Origin of the sequence: Pseudomonas sp. URIL14HWK12:I12 (assembly GCF_003097135.1) — a bacterium.
Lineage (GTDB): Bacteria > Pseudomonadota > Gammaproteobacteria > Pseudomonadales > Pseudomonadaceae > Aquipseudomonas.
Genome location: NZ_QEQL01000002.1, coordinates 89,680 through 104,207 on the forward strand (window position 1 = coordinate 89,680; position 14,528 = coordinate 104,207).

Annotated in this window: 20 protein-coding genes and 1 pseudogene; 8 read left to right on the top strand and 13 right to left on the bottom strand. The window is 63.6% G+C overall.

Annotated elements, in window-relative coordinates:
• Positions 1–27: 27 nt before the first annotated feature.
• Positions 28–993 carry a thioredoxin-disulfide reductase gene (gene trxB / locus F474_RS07375; protein ID WP_097088656.1) on the top strand — a complete coding sequence of 322 codons (966 nt, stop codon included), beginning with the start codon at positions 28–30 and terminating at the stop codon, positions 991–993.
• Positions 994–1,036: 43 nt separating this feature from the next.
• On the opposite strand, the gene F474_RS07380 is transcribed toward trxB, so the two are convergent.
• Genes F474_RS07380 through F474_RS07400 form a run of 5 tightly spaced genes read right to left on the bottom strand, consistent with a single transcriptional unit; the run spans position 1,037 to position 3,418 of the window.
• Complete coding sequence (locus F474_RS07380; protein WP_097088659.1) at positions 1,037–1,378, bottom strand: HopJ type III effector protein; 342 nt, start codon at positions 1,376–1,378, stop codon at positions 1,037–1,039.
• Positions 1,375–1,680, bottom strand: coding sequence for a DUF1244 domain-containing protein (locus F474_RS07385; protein ID WP_097088662.1), 306 nt, complete (start codon positions 1,678–1,680; stop codon positions 1,375–1,377). The genes F474_RS07380 and F474_RS07385 overlap by 4 nt, the downstream gene beginning before the upstream one ends.
• Positions 1,681–1,695: 15 nt before the next feature.
• Entirely contained in the window at positions 1,696–2,067 is a 372-nt protein-coding gene (gene folX / locus F474_RS07390; protein WP_097088665.1) for a dihydroneopterin triphosphate 2'-epimerase, read from the bottom strand.
• A 19-nt stretch (positions 2,068–2,086) separates the two neighbouring features.
• A complete protein-coding gene (gene folM / locus F474_RS07395; protein ID WP_097088668.1) occupies positions 2,087–2,794 on the bottom strand; it encodes a dihydromonapterin reductase in 708 nt (235 codons plus the stop codon).
• Between the two features lie 54 nt (positions 2,795–2,848).
• Positions 2,849–3,418: an antibiotic biosynthesis monooxygenase gene (locus F474_RS07400; RefSeq protein ID WP_097088671.1), complete on the bottom strand. Its 570-nt coding sequence runs from the start codon at positions 3,416–3,418 to the stop codon at positions 2,849–2,851.
• Positions 3,419–3,648: 230 nt separating this feature from the next.
• Here F474_RS07400 and F474_RS07405 point away from each other — a divergent pair, with 230 nt between their 5' ends.
• Positions 3,649–4,599 carry a MerR family transcriptional regulator gene (locus F474_RS07405; RefSeq protein ID WP_176510737.1) on the top strand — a complete coding sequence of 317 codons (951 nt, stop codon included), beginning with the start codon at positions 3,649–3,651 and terminating at the stop codon, positions 4,597–4,599.
• Here F474_RS07405 and F474_RS07410 read toward each other — a convergent pair whose 3' ends face one another.
• On the bottom strand, positions 4,600–5,208 hold the full coding sequence (locus tag F474_RS07410; RefSeq protein WP_097088673.1) for a hypothetical protein: 609 nt from the start codon (positions 5,206–5,208) through the stop codon (positions 4,600–4,602).
• A gap of 36 nt (positions 5,209–5,244) precedes the next feature.
• Positions 5,245–5,697, bottom strand: a complete 453-nt coding sequence (locus F474_RS07415; RefSeq protein WP_097088675.1) for a PAS domain-containing protein — start codon at positions 5,695–5,697, stop codon at positions 5,245–5,247.
• Positions 5,698–5,801: 104 nt separating this feature from the next.
• Between F474_RS07415 and F474_RS07420 the strand changes: the two genes are divergently transcribed.
• On the top strand, positions 5,802–6,263 hold the full coding sequence (locus F474_RS07420; RefSeq protein WP_097088678.1) for a flavodoxin: 462 nt from the start codon (positions 5,802–5,804) through the stop codon (positions 6,261–6,263).
• A gap of 239 nt (positions 6,264–6,502) precedes the next feature.
• Here F474_RS07420 and F474_RS07425 read toward each other — a convergent pair whose 3' ends face one another.
• Entirely contained in the window at positions 6,503–7,309 is an 807-nt protein-coding gene (locus F474_RS07425; RefSeq protein ID WP_097088681.1) for a SirB1 family protein, read from the bottom strand.
• A gap of 139 nt (positions 7,310–7,448) precedes the next feature.
• On the opposite strand from F474_RS07425, the gene F474_RS07430 reads away from it, so the two are divergent.
• Positions 7,449–8,468, top strand: a complete 1,020-nt coding sequence (locus F474_RS07430) for a Glu/Leu/Phe/Val dehydrogenase dimerization domain-containing protein (RefSeq protein ID WP_097088683.1) — start codon at positions 7,449–7,451, stop codon at positions 8,466–8,468.
• On the opposite strand, the gene F474_RS07435 is transcribed toward F474_RS07430, so the two are convergent.
• Together F474_RS07435 and F474_RS07440 are read right to left on the bottom strand one after the other, a co-directional pair.
• A complete protein-coding gene (locus F474_RS07435) occupies positions 8,459–8,743 on the bottom strand; it encodes a YebG family protein (RefSeq protein WP_097088686.1) in 285 nt (94 codons plus the stop codon). The two genes, F474_RS07430 and F474_RS07435, sit on opposite strands and share 10 nt — an antisense overlap.
• Before the next feature lie 92 nt (positions 8,744–8,835).
• Positions 8,836–9,735 (bottom strand): SMP-30/gluconolactonase/LRE family protein, encoded by a 900-nt coding sequence (locus F474_RS07440; RefSeq protein ID WP_218191676.1) that lies wholly within the window; start codon positions 9,733–9,735, stop codon positions 8,836–8,838.
• Between the two features lie 124 nt (positions 9,736–9,859).
• Between F474_RS07440 and F474_RS07445 the strand changes: the two genes are divergently transcribed.
• Positions 9,860–10,354, top strand: coding sequence for a phosphate-starvation-inducible protein PsiE (locus tag F474_RS07445; protein WP_097088690.1), 495 nt, complete (start codon positions 9,860–9,862; stop codon positions 10,352–10,354).
• Positions 10,355–10,359: 5 nt separating this feature from the next.
• Here F474_RS07445 and F474_RS07450 read toward each other — a convergent pair whose 3' ends face one another.
• Both F474_RS07450 and F474_RS07455 read right to left on the bottom strand, forming a co-directional pair.
• Entirely contained in the window at positions 10,360–10,680 is a 321-nt protein-coding gene (locus F474_RS07450) for a DUF3509 domain-containing protein (RefSeq protein ID WP_097088692.1), read from the bottom strand.
• A gap of 169 nt (positions 10,681–10,849) precedes the next feature.
• A pseudogene (locus F474_RS07455) lies at positions 10,850–11,173 on the bottom strand (HPF/RaiA family ribosome-associated protein); the annotation flags it as partial.
• 280 nt (positions 11,174–11,453) lie between these two features.
• Between F474_RS07455 and F474_RS07460 the strand changes: the two are divergent.
• From F474_RS07460 to F474_RS07470, 3 genes are read left to right on the top strand one after another with little or no spacing between them, the layout of a single operon-like run.
• Entirely contained in the window at positions 11,454–11,759 is a 306-nt protein-coding gene (locus F474_RS07460) for a DUF3649 domain-containing protein (protein ID WP_097089033.1), read from the top strand.
• A complete protein-coding gene (locus F474_RS07465; RefSeq protein WP_097088696.1) occupies positions 11,756–13,330 on the top strand; it encodes a PepSY-associated TM helix domain-containing protein in 1,575 nt (524 codons plus the stop codon). Before F474_RS07460 ends, F474_RS07465 begins: the two co-directional genes overlap by 4 nt.
• Entirely contained in the window at positions 13,330–13,662 is a 333-nt protein-coding gene (locus tag F474_RS07470) for a DUF3325 domain-containing protein (protein WP_097088698.1), read from the top strand. The genes F474_RS07465 and F474_RS07470 overlap by 1 nt, the downstream gene beginning before the upstream one ends.
• Here F474_RS07470 and F474_RS07475 read toward each other — a convergent pair.
• Positions 13,654–14,517 (bottom strand): helix-turn-helix domain-containing protein, encoded by an 864-nt coding sequence (locus F474_RS07475; RefSeq protein ID WP_097088700.1) that lies wholly within the window; start codon positions 14,515–14,517, stop codon positions 13,654–13,656. The genes F474_RS07470 and F474_RS07475 overlap by 9 nt on opposite strands.
• Positions 14,518–14,528: the final 11 nt, after the last annotated feature.

Below are 14,528 nucleotides of genomic sequence, written 5' to 3' on the forward strand. Positions count from 1 at the left end.
GGGGCTGGCGGCCCATAGGAGTGTGTCATGTCTGATGTTCGTCATTCGCGGGTGATCATTCTCGGCTCCGGCCCCGCAGGCTACAGCGCTGCTGTGTACGCAGCCCGGGCCAACCTCAAGCCGTTGCTGATCACCGGCCTGCAGGCAGGCGGGCAGCTCACCACCACCACCGAAGTCGACAACTGGCCCGGTGATGTCGAAGGCTTGACCGGCCCGGCCTTGATGGAGCGCATGCAGCGTCATGCCGAGCGCTTCGAGACCGAGATCGTTTTCGACCATATCAATGCCGTGGATCTGGCCAACAAGCCGTTCACCCTCACCGGTGACAGCGGCACCTACACCTGCGACGCGCTGATCGTCGCCACCGGGGCCAGCGCTCGCTACCTGGGCCTGCCGTCGGAAGAAGCCTTCATGGGCAAGGGCGTTTCAGCCTGCGCGACCTGCGACGGTTTCTTCTATCGCAACAAAGACGTCGCCGTGGTCGGCGGTGGCAATACTGCCGTCGAAGAGGCGCTGTACCTGGCCAACATCACCCGCAAGGTGACCTTGGTGCACCGCCGCGAGACCTTCCGCGCCGAGAAGATCCTGATCGACAAGCTGCATGCCCGCGTGGCCGAAGGCAAGATCGAGCTCAAGCTCAATGCGGTGCTCGAGGAAGTGCTGGGCGACAACATGGGTGTCACCGGTGCGCGTTTGCGCAATAACGATGGCAGCAGCGACGAGCTTAAGGTGGACGGTGTGTTCATCGCCATTGGCCACACCCCGAACACTTCGCTGTTCGAGGGCCAGCTTGAGCTCAAGGATGGTTACCTGGTGGTCAAGGGTGGCCGCGAAGGCAATGCCACTGCGACCAGCGTAGACGGCGTGTTCGCCGCCGGTGACGTGGCTGACCACGTCTATCGCCAGGCAATCACCTCTGCCGGTGCTGGCTGCATGGCCGCGCTGGATGTCGAGCGCTACCTGGACGGGCTGCAGAACGCAACGTTCGAGTAAGCCCTTGGGCCACCGCTTCGCTTGCAACGCGGTGGCCTGCTTTTCAGCCTTTGCGCTTCAAAGGCTCGCTTTCGAAACTAACCCCCGCCTGCCCCCCGGCGATCAACGCACGGATGTTGCCGTGGTCGCTGCCCTCAGGAGTCGCCAACACCGAGCGGTAGTGCTCACCAAAGGCTAGCAGGGCCTGTTCATCGCTGAAGCCTTCAAGCCGTGCCAAGCCCAGCGTCTTGCACGAGCCTTCGTTCTGCCCGGCAGCGTTGTGCACAGGGCCGTTATCGAATGCGGTGGGGGTGTAATCGTAGCCTTGGGCGATGAATGCCAAGGTGTCAGCGAACTGGTGCTCCCCGCTGGCCAGGCTCTGGCGCAGGCTTTGCAAATCCATCATGGTTTCTCCTTGGAGGTCGAGCCTTGAGCGAATGCCGCTTGCTGAGCCGCGCTCGCTTCGGTCTGATGCTGGGCTTTCCATTGGTCGTAGGGCATGCCGTACACGGTCTGGCGGGCCTGATCGAGCGAGAGCTCGATGCCTTGGTCATCGGCCGCAGCCTTGTACCATTTGGACAGGCAATTGCGGCAGAAGCCTGACAGGTTCATCAGGTCGATGTTCTGCACGTCAGTGCGGCTTTGCAGGTGGGCCACCAGACGGCGAAAGGCGGCGGCTTCCAGTTGAGTGCGTTGGGTATCGTTCATGGGGACTCGCGTGTTTCAGCGGCTGGCTGCCAGGGTGATCGACACCGATTCGGCAAAGCGCAGCGCGTGGGGTTTGTCGACCTCGACCTCGGCGTAGGTCACCGATTCATGGCGCATTACCAGGTCGAGAATCTCTTGGGTCAGGCGTTCCAGCAGGGCGAAGCGGTTGTCCTCCACCAGCGCGATCACCGCCTTGGTGATGGTGCGGTAATTCAGGGCATGGTCGATGTCGTTGTCACGCACGGCATCGTGGGCGGGGTAGCAGATGGTCAGGTTGATCAGCACATCCTGCTTATTGAGGATTTCGTCCTGATTGATGCCGATGAAAGTGCGCAACCGCAGGTCCTTGACCCGGATGCGGGCCGTGCCTGGCGCGAGTGTTGACATGGGCAAACTCCTGTCGCGGTTATTTCAGGTGCCGGCCGCCGTTGACGGCCAACGTGGTTCCGGTGACATAGGGCGTATCGAGCAGGTAACGCAGGCTCTGGTAAATGACTTGCGGGCCGGGCTCCCGAGGCAGCGCGGCTTTGGCCAGGGTGCGTTCGCGGTACGCCGCGTCATCGTGCTCGTTGAACATCACCATGGCCGGTGCGATACCGTTGACGCGAATATCCGGCGCCAGGCGCGCGGCGAAACTGAGCGTCAGGCTCTCTAGTGCTGCTTTGCTGGCGCAATAGGCGATGTGCTTGGCACTGCCTTTGCGCGTCACGTCGTCGCTGATGTGAATGATATCCGCTGGGCCGCCGTGGCGCAGCAGCGTTTCGGCCTTGAGGTTGATCAGGTAGGGCGCCAGCACATGCACGCTCAGCAACTGGCTCATGACTTGCGCTTGCTGGCCGGGTTGTTCCGCCAGCCAGGCCGAGGCGTTGTGCACGATGGCGCGCAGCCCCGGGGTGCAGGCCTTGAGCTCGGTGATGAAGGCCTCGATGCCAGCTTCGCTGGAGAAATCGCTCTGGATCAAGACAGCACCCGCTTCGCGCAAAGCGCCCAGGCCTGGGCGTTCGCTACGGTAGCTGGCGATCACGGGCTGGCCGCTCTCGAGCAAGCTCAGTGCACAGTGCAGGCCCACTCGCTGGGCGGCACCCGTGATCAGGATCGGGTAGGGAAGGGGCATTGAAGCGCTCGTGGCAAACCAGGGCAGCGGCTTTTATACCACTGCCCGGCGCCTTCAGCGAACCTGCGGTGCCAGCACCTTGCGCGAAGGTGCGGCCGGCGCATGAAGCCAGCGCGCCAGCAAGTGTGTGGCCAGGGGAATGAAGACGCACACCATGACCGGTGTGAGCAGCAAGGTACTGACCAGTACCCGAGGCACCAGCGCCCAGTCGGCCAACCAGGGGCCGAACGCCGCGTTGAAAGCCAGCGATACCGGGAAGAACGCCAGCCATACCGCGATCGATTGCTTCCAGCGCGGTGGGCGTGGGGCGCCAGGGTTGCCGAACCAGCCAGCCAGGCCTTGGGCACGCTGCTCACGGGGTTGGGCGAAGAGCCCATCGCCGCGTTCGAGCCAGGCACGGCGCGATGCTGAATGTTCCCAGGCGTGGAGCGTTGCGGCGTCGGTGAATCGGAAGATCATCTGGAATTCGTCGTCGCCATGAGGCGGTGCGAGCACGCCCGAACCCAAATAGCCAGGAAAGTCGGTAGCCAGGCGTTCGCCTTCATGAAGCCAGGCAAGCAATTCGGGATAGCGGCCACGCGCAGCGTGGCGGGCGACCAGTAGGGTCACGGGAGGCGCAGACATGGTATATCTCCGGGTGTTGGCGATGGCCCTCGGGTAGAGGGTCGCGAAGTGCCCGGCCGGGGTGGTGGCGGGCACTTGGAATAGATGCAAGGATTATTCCTATTTTTTCGGCGGCGTCCAGCGCCGTATCTGAGCCGCCGTTGAGCGGCGAGCGGCAGCAGCGATGCTCCAGTACCCACAGATCGCGCTAGAATGCCTGCTCATCATCAAGGCCCTTGGTTTTACTGCACATGAACGATCCCATCGACGGCTCGGAACAGGTGCCAGAGCACCTCGCCGGGCAGTTGCTTCCGATCCGCGAAGTCTCTCGCCTGACCGGCGTGAACCCGGTGACGCTGCGCGCCTGGGAGCGCCGTTATGGCCTGATTCAGCCGGTACGCACCGAAAGCGGGCACCGCCTGTACTCGCACGGCAATATCGATGAAGTTCGCCTGATCCTGGGGTGGATCGAGCGTGGGGTATCAGTAAGCAAGGTAGGCGGGATCCTGGCCCGTACCCAGGCTTTGCGCGAGGCCGAGGCTCAGGGCCAGCGGGCGGTGATCGGCGAGTTACGAGTGTGCTGCGACCGACTTTGCCGTGCCTTGAGCAGTTTCGACGAGCGTCGGCTTGACCAGGTGTTCGACGAGGTCCTGGCGACCTACCCCTTACTGAACGCCTTTGAGGATGTGTTCATGCCGGTCTGGCGGCAGTTGCGCATCGAGCAGCAGGGCTTTGGCCAACAAAGCGAATGGCTGTTGCTCGACCAGTATCTGCGCGGCCGCCTTTGGCAACGGCTGCAGCAGGGCCGCCGGGCCGAACGGGCAGGGCGTGTGCTACTGGCGGCGGTGCCGGGTGAATGCCACGAGTTGGAGCTGTTGTTGGCAGGGCTGGCGATGGGCTCGGCCCACGTCGAAGTTCAGGTGCTGCCGGTGCGCCAGCCGGTGGATGAATTGAGCCTGGTCTGCGAGCGATTAGGGCCCAAGGCGATGGTGCTGTTCTCCAATCACCCGCCAGCAGCGGATTTCGGGCAGCGCATGATGAAACTGGCACTTGGGCTGGAGTGCCCTTTGCTTATCGCCGGTGATTGCAGCGACCTTGCCCGTAATGAACTGCTCGGCAGCGCCGTGGGTTGCATGGGCAGTGACCTGCGCGCCTATGAACAGCGGCTGCAGCAGTTCATTCAGGGCCGCCTGGACACCTGATCAGCTCGTGTGCAAGCGTGGGTGGCTGAGCCGATGCTGCTGAAGGATATAGTCGCGCAGTTGCTCCATTTCCTGGGGGTTGCACAGCGTCAGGCGATAGGCAAAAAAGCCGTCCTTGGTCTGGCGCTCCAGTGCGCCATGCAGCGAGACCGGGTCGTAGCCCTCCGGGTTGAACCACAGGGCGAAATGCCGGGGCACCCGGGCGCCATTGCGCACCTCAACCAGCACTCCATTGAAAGACAACTCCACCAACCACAGCTCGCTTGGCCGGCCGTCGTCTTCTGCCAGCTGCACCGGCTCGGGCAACGCCAAGCGCCAGGGGCGTAGCATCGGGCCATCTTCATAGATGATGGGCGAGCCCAGCTTCACATGCTGGGCATGAAATTCGTCTTCCACCAGTTGCAGGGGGAACCGAAGCTGCTGGTTCTCGAATTGCGCCTGAATGGTGACCTGCTCGTTGGCGAGCAGGCGCGCAAGCAGGTCTTTGATCTGATCGCCGCCATTGAGCAACAGCGTCGACAGGTTTTCGGGCGCGCTGGCCGCCTGGCTGCGGTTCATGGTCTGGATGAAGTCCAGCTCATCCTGGGTGAGGATAGCGTCGGAGCGCATGGCAGTGCCTGATCGTTGGTGAGTGAGGCGCGTGGTTCAAGCGCCAGCGCGCAATTGGTCGATTTCCTGGCGCGCCTGGGCAAGTTCTGCTTCGAGCTGCAGGATTCGGGCCTGCGCGCCGACCGCCTGGCTGACGTCCTTCTGCACGCCTATGAAGTAAAGCCGCTGATCGGCATCATTGTACACGGGGGTGATCGACAGTTCATTCCAGAACACCGAGCCATCCTTGCGGTAGTTGCGCAACACTTCACGGCAGGGCTGCCGCGTGCGAATGGCCTCCCGCAGGCGATCAAGCGCCGGTTGCTCGCGATCATCGTTCTGCAAAAAACGGCAATCTTTGTACAGGATATCGGCGGCGCTGTAGCCGGTGAGCCGTTCGAATGCCGGGTTCACGTAGAGGAGGATGGTGTCGTCCCCCTCCTGCTCGGCGACCACGATGCCGTCGCAGGATGCGTTAACGACGTGTTGCAGCAGGTTGGCATTGATCATCGTAGGCTCCAGCGGCATGGACGTGCCCATTCTAAAGCAACCCCGCGCGGCTGGCACGAATGAGCTGGTAGACTCCCAGGCTTGACCCTGAAGAAGGTGAATGTATGAAAGTGGTAGTGTTTTCCGGCACAGTTTACGGCGCGGCCGAAGATGTCGCCCGTCACGCCGTGGCGCGGCTGGAGGCTGCGGGCCACCAGTGTGTTTACTTCCGCCGCACCGATCTGGCACCGCTGCTCGATGCCCAACCCCAGGCACTGCTAGGCATCACTTCCACCACTGGCCTGGGTGAGCTGCCCGACGATCTGATTCCACTGTACAGCGAGCTGCGCGCCAGCCTGCCCGCGGCCTTGCGTGGCTTGCCTGGTGGGGTTATCGGCTTGGGCGATAGCAGCTACGATGACAGCTTCTGTGGCGGCGGCGAGCTGCTGCGCGAGCTGTTCGATGAGTTGGGGATCGAGCAGGTTCAGCCAATGCTGCGCCTGGATGCCTGCGAAACCGTGACGCCAGAGACCGACGCCGAGCCATGGGTCGATGCGCTCGCCGAACAACTCAAGCGCCGGGGCTGAAAGCCAGGCGAAAAAAAACCGCTGCGCACACAGCGGTTATAAGCAAGACGTTGGAAGCAGGAGCAACACACAACGCCCATTGGAGCACTCGCCGAGCCACTATCGCGACGGCAGCTTAAAGGGGGATTAAGCCCGCTGCGGATGGCCTGGAAAGTGTGCGCAGCATAGAGAACGCCGAGCAGTGGATAAACCAGCGGCGCCGACATTGACCGTTACGCTTCGGGTAACAATCGTTCGTATCAGTGCAAGGCACCCCGGCCTGCCGGCAAGTGATGCAGGCGCTCGGCCAGGCGCAACTGCTGGACCGGGTCGTCGGTCAGCAGCAGGGCGTGCTCTACGTCATAGCGTTCTGCCTGCGGGCAGTCGAGCTGCTGATACAGCCCTGCGCGGGCCAGGTAATCGCTGCTGATGCCTGGGCCCAGTTCCAGCACACGTTCCGCGTCGCGCAATGCAGCGAGCGGTTGGCCGTGCCGGGTGTGCAACTGGCGCAGGTTGCGCGACAGGCGCTGAAGCATTTGCCTCGGTGTGGCCACCGCCATATGTTCCGCGCGCAACGGCATGTGCGGGCCGAACTGGCGTACCAGCAAGCTGCGGCAGTCGATCGGGTACAGGCGCCTGCCGCCACTGGGGTCGAGCAGGTGATCGGCCCCCGGCACCTGCAGAAGAAAATGCCCCGGAAAATTGATGCCTACCAGCGCAATGCCCAGCTGCCGCGCCAGCTCGAGCGCCAGTAGCCCGAGGGCCAATGGTTGGCCCCGCTTGCGCTGTAGCACATGATCCAGCAGCGCGGCCTCCGGGCGCACTGGGTGGAAGTCGTCCTGTACGAACCCCAGCCCTGCAAGCTCACGCAGTAACGGCTGTGCCAGCTCACGTGGGGGCAGCGCGGGCAGGCGGGCGCCAACCTGATGGCGCAGCTCGCGCGCCTGCCCGAGCCACTGTGCAGGCTGAACCTGAGGGTCGTGCTCAGCGGCCACCCACAGTGCAGCCTCGAAGGTTGCGGCCGGTTCGCGGGCCACGCAGGCAAGGCAAGCTTGGCGTAGGGTCATTGGCATTCCAAAAAGCGGGCTGTCGCTTATTGTTTTAGCGCTAGGCGCGCGCTTCGTCCAGTGAAGTCGCAGCGCAACGGCCAACGCGATCTATACTCAGTGCCACAACTGACGGCTGCGCTCGGGAGGGCTCGCCCTGATGTTCGCGCTCATGCAAGGCACACGCGTAGAAACCCTACAACTGGCAGTCGACCCGGCCACTGGCCTGCGGGCGGCGGTGGCCATCCATGACACTCGCCATGGCCCAGCGTTGGGTGGGTGCAGGTACCTGGCCTACCCCGACGACGAGGCTGCCCTTTACCAGGCTGTATGCTTGGCCGAGGCCATGAGTTTCAAGGCCGCACTCGCCGGCCTGCCCGTGGGCGGGGCGCAGGCGGTCATCATGCGCAACCCTCGTATTGAAAACCGAGAAGCGCTGTTCGAAGCCTTTGGCCGATTGGTCGAGAGCCTGGGCGGCCGCTACGTAACCGCTATCGATAGCGGTACCACCAGTGCCGACATGGACTGCATTGCAAGGGAAACTGCACATGTGACCTGCACACGCCGCACCGGCGACCCGCTGCACCATGTGGCCGAAGGTGTATTCGTGGGCATCCGCGCTACCGCCAAAGCACGCCTTGGGGCATATGACCTGCATGGGCTTCGCGTCGGTATTCAGGGGCTGGGCCATATCGGCTTCGCCCTGGCCAGCCGCCTGCATCAGGCAGGGGCTGAACTGCTGGTCAGTGATGTCGACCCGGCCAAGGTACAACTGGCCATGGAGCAGCTGCAGGCGCGCCCCGTGGCCACCGACATGATGGCCAGCACCCCATGCGACATCTTCGCGCCCTGCAGCTTCGGCACCGTGCTGACAAGCCAGAGCGCGGGGCAGCTACGTTGCTCTGCCATCGCCGGCTGTGCCAATGGCCAGCTCAGTGCGCTCGAGGTGGCAGACCAACTGGAGCAGCGAGGGATCCTGTATGCCCCGGACTACGTGATCAACGCAGGGGGGGTGATTCACGCAAGCCTTCGCCATCGGGGTGAAGAGGAAGCCGCCGTTGCTGCACACCTGGGCGGCATCGGCACTCGCCTGACCGAGATTTTCGGCCAGGCCCAGGCTCAGCATTGTTCACCGGCACGCGTGGCCCAAACGCTGGCCGAGCGCTTGGTTTACGGCTGATCGCTTTCAGCGTTGGCGTCGCTCGCCGGCTGGGACAGCTCGGCCAGGGCACCCACGTTGTTCTTGAACGCCGAGGCCAGAACCGAGCGGTTCTTGGCCAGGTAGATACTCACTTCCTCGGCAAGGGTTTCGGACAGGCCCTGGACATTGCTCATCAGCAAACCGGTGAGTGATTCGGCCAGCTCGAGCATCTGGTCATGGGCATCGGCGAGTTTGCGGTCCACGAAGAGCGTCTCCAGGTCGCGGGTACTGCGGTACAGGGTTTCTACAGCCATGGGTGGCCTCATCAAGGTGTGCCAGCGGCAAGCAGCTGCGGGCAGGTGCTGAAAATTACCTGTGCATTTATACAGTATCGTGCTTCAGGTTTTCAACCCACTCGAGCTACATTCTCCCCCATGCCGGCCGTGCCGGTGTCCAGTGCCCAGAGTGAGCCGGCCAGCCGGTCCCCGGTGCCAGTGTCATAACTGGCCGAGGTGATGAACAAAGTGCTCAGGCCTGGCCCGCCAAAGGTGCAGGTAGTGGGGTTTGCGGTGGGCAGCTCGATGAACCGGTCCAGGCGGCCATCCGGCGCGATGCGGGCGATGCCGTGGCCGCCGTAGCGGCAGTTCCACAGGTAGCCGTCGCGGTCGATGGCCGAGCCATCCGGCGCGCCACGCTCGAAACCTTCGAAGAATGGGGTGCCTTGGGGGGTGATGTCGCCGCTGGCCGCATCGTAGTGATAGACGCTGATGCAGTTGCGCGTGGAGTCGGCGAAATAGAAGCGCGTGCCGCAGGGGCTCCAGCACAGGGTATTGGAGATCCCGATGTCGGCCAGGCGCACGTGGGTTTCACCCTTCGGGGTAATGCGAAACAACCGGCCAGGAGTGCCGCCGGCTTGCTGAGGGCCGCCGTCGGGGGCAACGTTGTTGAACATCGAGCCCACCCAGAAGTTGCCCTGAGGGTCTGCGCGGCCGTCGTTCAAGCGTGCAACCGGGGCATCGCTCAGCTTGAAACCGTGGGGCTGCCGGCGGTCATCGTCGGGCCACCACCAGATCAGCTGCGAGGCCAGGGCAACCAGCCAGCGCCCAGGCTCATCGGTCAGCGCCAGGGCCGTGACCGGCTCCTCGAATACCCAGCTGTGCAGCGCGCCGTCGGGGTAGCCCAGCCGGTGAACCAGGAAACGATTGATATCCACCCACCAGATGGCGTTATCGCTTGCCGACCATACGGCGGCTTCACCACAACGGTCGCCCACGGCGGCCAGGCATCGGGGTGCTGAAATCTTCACGTGCAATGTCCTCATTGGGTCTGGGCCAGCAGGCACTGTAGCGCGACCTGCGACAAACTGCCTCCACGCCGGTTCGCAGGCTTTGGTTATGATCCCCGCCTGGTGCCACTCAAAGGACTTACCCATGAAAAAGAATTGGGCCGATGCCCTGCGTGAACACGTGCACCGCTGCGCCGAGTCGCTGGGTAATCTGTTCGTCGAGACGTTCCACTACCTGGCGCTGTTCGCCATTGGTGGGGTAACGGCCTATGCGTCAGTGGTGGCCTTCGTTGGCATGTTGGAGAAAGGCCATATCTCCGTGGATGACGTGCTGCTGCTGTTCATCTACCTGGAGTTGGGGGCGATGGTGGGGATCTACTTCAAGACCAACCACATGCCTGTGCGCTTTCTGATCTACGTGGCTATCACCGCGCTCACCCGGTTGCTGATCTCTGACGTATCGCATCATGGGCCCGCCGACCTGGGCGTGGTCTACCTTTCGGGTGCGATCCTGTTGCTGGCTTTTGCGATCCTGGTGGTGCGCTTCGCCTCCTCGCGTTTCCCCTCGGTCAAGATCGAAGGGCCGTCACGCAAGGGTGGGCAGGCAGGCAAGGTAGAAGTCGAGCAAGGGGAAATCTGAGCCGCTTAGATTCCCACGGCGAGGCTGGGTTGTTCGCCAAGCCACTGGGGGCGCGGCCGCATGGTGCGATCGCGTTCGGTCATGGCGGTGAGCAGTTCGACGGCACTGCTGCCTTGCTCTATGGCGATCCCGAAACGCACGCTGTCGATCAGCCGGGCGAGGCGTTTAGGGTCGTTGCGCTGTTGTGCGCTGATCAAACGCTTTGCTACCACGCCTTGGGCATTGGAAAGCGTGAGCATGATGGTACCGTCCAGGCCTTGAATGCTCAGGTTCACCCGATACTCGGGCTGGAACGCATCAGTGATGATTTTGAAAGGGTTGTCCATAACGTCACCTGAATAGCAAGACTGGACGTATTGACTAGGCCCCTTCAGGTAAGTTCGTGGCGCCGGACCACCGGCATGCTTGCGTGGTCGGGTGCACCTGAACACTGCCCAGGCATGAAAAAGGCGAGCACCTTGGCTCGCCTTTTTCGTCAGTGGGCAGGGCTCAGGCGGCACTGGCGCGCCGGTCGCGCAATTTGCCCAGTGCATGTTCAAGGGCATGTTCAAGTTTGGTGGCGGCCCCGTCGATGGCGGTGTCGAGCGACGGTGAGCGGTGGCTGACCGAAAGCGGCTGCATACCCTTCAGACGTGCCTCAAGCAGGCAGCGTTTGTCGTGCGGGCCGGCCTTATCGCCGTTTTCGTCCCGCAGATGCACCTCGATGCGGGTGAGGTCGTCTTCAAAGCGTTCCAGTGCGGTTTCGAGCGTATTGCGCACCCATTCTTCCAGGCGAGCACCGCCGTGGATGTGGTTATCGCTGTTGACTTGAATATGCATGGTGTTGCCCCTTCTTCAGGTGACGAAATCAAGGCGCCACTACTGCCGGGTGCTGGCAGTTTTCAGCGGCCCTTGAGGCACACATTCGGGGATCAGGCCGGCGATTTCAACCCGGTGTGGTTAATAAATATTTTTCCGGTTGTTGCTTGACGAGCGGGCCGATCGGGCTAAAAGCGGCGGTTGACGCGCCCCTTGAACCGAAGGCGATGCAAAGCCTTTGCCCTTGAGAATGTTTATCAATAAACTTGGCAATCCATTCCCCATTCGCAGCGCGCACGCCATGAAAACCAAAGCCGCCGAGGTGTCCTTGCGCTACCGCCTGGCTGTGACTTCCCGCATCGTCGCCGCCATAGTGGGCGGCTACCTCGTGGCGGTCCTGGCGAGCTTGTGTGTCAGCTGGGGCTTGCCGATGGCTCGCTTGCAGGCCGTGATGACGGCGATGATGATCTCGTTCGTCGTGTGGCTGGTGGCGGTCATCTGGTGCTTCGCTTGCGCCAGTGCGACACGCGCGTGGCTCGGTGTCGGGCTGGGCGCCCTGCTGCTGGGCGGCCTGGCGGGTTGCCTTCATGGGGTGGCCCACCCATGAAAGAGGGCTTTCGCCAGGCAATGGCCTGGTTGCACACGTGGGTAGGGTTGGTGTTCGGCTGGTTGTTGTTCGCCATCTTCCTGACCGGGTCGCTGACCTACTTCAAGGAAGAGCTGAGCCGCTGGGCACAACCGGAAGTGCCCGCTCAGACGCTGGAGATGCATCAGCGCCTGGCAGGCGCCGAGCGCTACCTGCAAGCTCATGCGGGCGGGGCGGCCAGCTGGTATATCGACCCGGGCGACGAGCGCGACCCCAAGACCCTGGTGCTCTACCAGCAGCCGGGCAAGCAGGGGCGCGGCAGTTATGTCAGAAAGGCGATCGACCCCGTCACTGGCCAGGCGCTCGACGCGCGCGGCACGTTGGGCGGGGAGTTCTTCTACCGCTTCCATTTCGAACTGGAGCTTCCCTATCCCTGGGGGCGCCTTATCGCCGGGCTGGCGGCGTTCGTGATGTTCGTCGCATTGATCAGCGGGATCATCACCCACAAGAAGATCTTCAAGGAGTTCTTCACCTTCCGCCCCGGCAAGGGCCAGCGTTCGTGGCTGGATGGCCACAATGCCGCCGGGGTGCTGGCCTTGCCGTTTCACCTGATGATCACCTACAGCAGCCTGGTGATCCTCATGTACCTGCTGATGCCCGCCACACTGATGGCGAACTACCAAGGCGGTGACCGCGAGTACTTCCGCGAGCTTTACCCCGAGGTCCAATCCACTGCGCCCCCCAGCTCGGCCACGCTGCTGAGCCTCGCGCAACTGCTTGATCGCTACCAGCAGCAGGTGCCAGGGGGGCAGGTGGGTAGCGTGCGCGTCGACAAACCCGGCACGGCGCAGGCTACCGTGACTTTCCAGCCACCCACTTCTGCGCGTGTGGCCTATGTTCCGGGCGCCGGCACTGTCTTCAGCGTGGCAGGCGGCACCCTCCTGCATGCCGACGAGGGTGCCCGGCCGCTGCCCCAGATGATTGCAGGTTCTTTTTACGGCCTGCACATGGGCCGCTTCGCCCACCCACTGCTGCGCTGGCTTTACTTCGTCTGCGGGCTGGCGAGCACGGCGATGATCGGCACCGGGCTTGTGATGTGGTTGAGCAAGCGCCAGCAAAAGCATGCCAAGGCCGCGATCAGGCCCTTCGAGCTGCGGTTGGTGGGCATGTTGAACCTGGCCGGCATGGCGGGGCTGGTGTGCGCGGTGGCGGCGTTTCTGTGCGCCAACCGCCTCCTGCCGATAGAACTGCCCGGCCGCGGTGGCTGGGAGGTGCGCTGCTTCTTTCTCGTTTGGCTGGGCTGCTTGCTGCATGCGGCGTGGCGCCCCGACGCGCGGGGTTGGGTACAGCAACTGACGGCGGCCGCGGTGATGCTGGTATCGCTACCGCTGTTGAGCCAGTTCACCACCGGCGCCGGCTTGAGCGTGTCGTTGCCGGCAGGCGACTGGGCGCGGGCCGGCATCGACCTGACGGCGGCCGCCTTCGGTGTGTTGCTGGCGTGGGTCGCCCGGCGAGTGCGTCGCAAGGCGCTGGGGTCGGCGCTGCCCCGCGAGCGGGCGCGCCCGCTTCGCGCTGAACAGGAGGCTCACTGATGCTGCTTGCGGCGTTGCTCTGCTATGCCGGCTTCATGGCACTGTGCTTGGCGATGGACAAGCACTTCAGCGACCTGATCAGGCGCAAAGGCACATTGGCCCAGCGCCGGTGCCTGCGAGCAGCGGGGGCCGGCCTGTTGCTCGTCTCACCCTGGCCCGCTGTCGCCAGCCAAGGCTGGGCCCTTGGCCTGGTGCAGTGGTGCGCGGTATTGATGGCCAGCGCAGGGCTGATGGTCTGGCTGATGCCCTATCGGCCGCGCGTTGCGTTAGGGCTGGCTGCGGCTTGCGTTGTGGCAGGCCCTATCGGCGTGATACTCGCCCGCCTAGGCTAACGCCAGCCGGTAAGCGCCCGGCGTGGTGCCCAGGCACTGGCGAAAGCGGCTGCTGAAATGGCTGGCGCTGGCGAAGCCGCAGGCCATGGCGACTTCGCCCAGTGCCAGCTGGCTGTGCTGCAGCAGGTGCTGTGCCCGTGCCAGGCGCCGCGCCAGCACGTAGCGGTGGGGCGCCACTTCCAGGCTCTGCCGGAACATCCGCGCAAAGTGATATTCCGACAGCCCGCACACTGCCGCCAACTCACCGAGGGTGAGGGCTTGCGGCAGGTGCGTTTCGATGTATTCGATCACCTGGCGCCGCGCCCGGCCCGACAACCCGCCTCGCACGCTCGGTTGCGCCCTCGGGCCTGCCTGCGCCAGCAGGGCATGGCCGAGCATGTCGTGGGCCAGGCTGCTGGTGACCAGCCGCTCGCCCGGCTCCTGCCAGTCGAGCCGCGCCAGGGCAGCAAAGCGCGCGGCTTGCAGCGCATCATCCAGAAACAGGCCCTCGTTGAGCTGCAAGGCGCGCGGCTCTCGGTCGAGCCAACGCATGCACGCCAAGGCAAACTGTTCGGTGCTGAAGTACAGGTGCAGCAGGCGCAACTCGCTGTTGACCACCCAAGACGAATCTACCCCCGCCGGGAACACGAACACCTTGCCCGGCCCACCCCGCAGGTGAGGTTGCGCACAGCAAAGGACGTCGTTGCCGCCTTCGAGGTAGCACGACAGCGTGTGGTGCGATGGGCCCACGTATTGCTGAGCGTTGTCGCGGTTGCGCCACTGCGCTACGACCAGGCCGTCGCCCAGCTCCGCGCGCCGTTCCAGGCGAGCGTGTGGCGAACTTTCGAGGCAGTTGAACACATCGAGTTGCAACATGGTGAGCTCCT

Excerpts from the sequence above, each read along its gene's own strand:
- F474_RS07405 (WP_176510737.1), top strand. The coding sequence starts at position 3,649 with ATGAACGATCCCATCGACGGCTCGGAACAGGTGCCAGAGCACCTCGCC.
- F474_RS07415 (WP_097088675.1), bottom strand. The coding sequence starts at position 5,697 with ATGATCAATGCCAACCTGCTGCAACACGTCGTTAACGCATCCTGCGAC.
- F474_RS07445 (WP_097088690.1), top strand. The coding sequence starts at position 9,860 with ATGAAAAAGAATTGGGCCGATGCCCTGCGTGAACACGTGCACCGCTGC.
- folX (WP_097088665.1), bottom strand. The coding sequence starts at position 2,067 with ATGTCAACACTCGCGCCAGGCACGGCCCGCATCCGGGTCAAGGACCTG.
- F474_RS07420 (WP_097088678.1), top strand. The coding sequence starts at position 5,802 with ATGAAAGTGGTAGTGTTTTCCGGCACAGTTTACGGCGCGGCCGAAGAT.
- F474_RS07425 (WP_097088681.1), bottom strand. The coding sequence starts at position 7,309 with ATGACCCTACGCCAAGCTTGCCTTGCCTGCGTGGCCCGCGAACCGGCC.
- F474_RS07470 (WP_097088698.1), top strand. The coding sequence starts at position 13,330 with ATGCTGCTTGCGGCGTTGCTCTGCTATGCCGGCTTCATGGCACTGTGC.
- F474_RS07430 (WP_097088683.1), top strand. The coding sequence starts at position 7,449 with ATGTTCGCGCTCATGCAAGGCACACGCGTAGAAACCCTACAACTGGCA.
- F474_RS07450 (WP_097088692.1), bottom strand. The coding sequence starts at position 10,680 with ATGGACAACCCTTTCAAAATCATCACTGATGCGTTCCAGCCCGAGTAT.
- F474_RS07385 (WP_097088662.1), bottom strand. The coding sequence starts at position 1,680 with ATGAACGATACCCAACGCACTCAACTGGAAGCCGCCGCCTTTCGCCGT.
- F474_RS07465 (WP_097088696.1), top strand. The coding sequence starts at position 11,756 with ATGAAAGAGGGCTTTCGCCAGGCAATGGCCTGGTTGCACACGTGGGTA.
- trxB (WP_097088656.1), top strand. The coding sequence starts at position 28 with ATGTCTGATGTTCGTCATTCGCGGGTGATCATTCTCGGCTCCGGCCCC.
- F474_RS07410 (WP_097088673.1), bottom strand. The coding sequence starts at position 5,208 with ATGCGCTCCGACGCTATCCTCACCCAGGATGAGCTGGACTTCATCCAG.
- F474_RS07460 (WP_097089033.1), top strand. The coding sequence starts at position 11,454 with ATGAAAACCAAAGCCGCCGAGGTGTCCTTGCGCTACCGCCTGGCTGTG.
- F474_RS07475 (WP_097088700.1), bottom strand. The coding sequence starts at position 14,517 with ATGTTGCAACTCGATGTGTTCAACTGCCTCGAAAGTTCGCCACACGCT.
- folM (WP_097088668.1), bottom strand. The coding sequence starts at position 2,794 with ATGCCCCTTCCCTACCCGATCCTGATCACGGGTGCCGCCCAGCGAGTG.
- F474_RS07400 (WP_097088671.1), bottom strand. The coding sequence starts at position 3,418 with ATGTCTGCGCCTCCCGTGACCCTACTGGTCGCCCGCCACGCTGCGCGT.
- F474_RS07380 (WP_097088659.1), bottom strand. The coding sequence starts at position 1,378 with ATGATGGATTTGCAAAGCCTGCGCCAGAGCCTGGCCAGCGGGGAGCAC.
- F474_RS07435 (WP_097088686.1), bottom strand. The coding sequence starts at position 8,743 with ATGGCTGTAGAAACCCTGTACCGCAGTACCCGCGACCTGGAGACGCTC.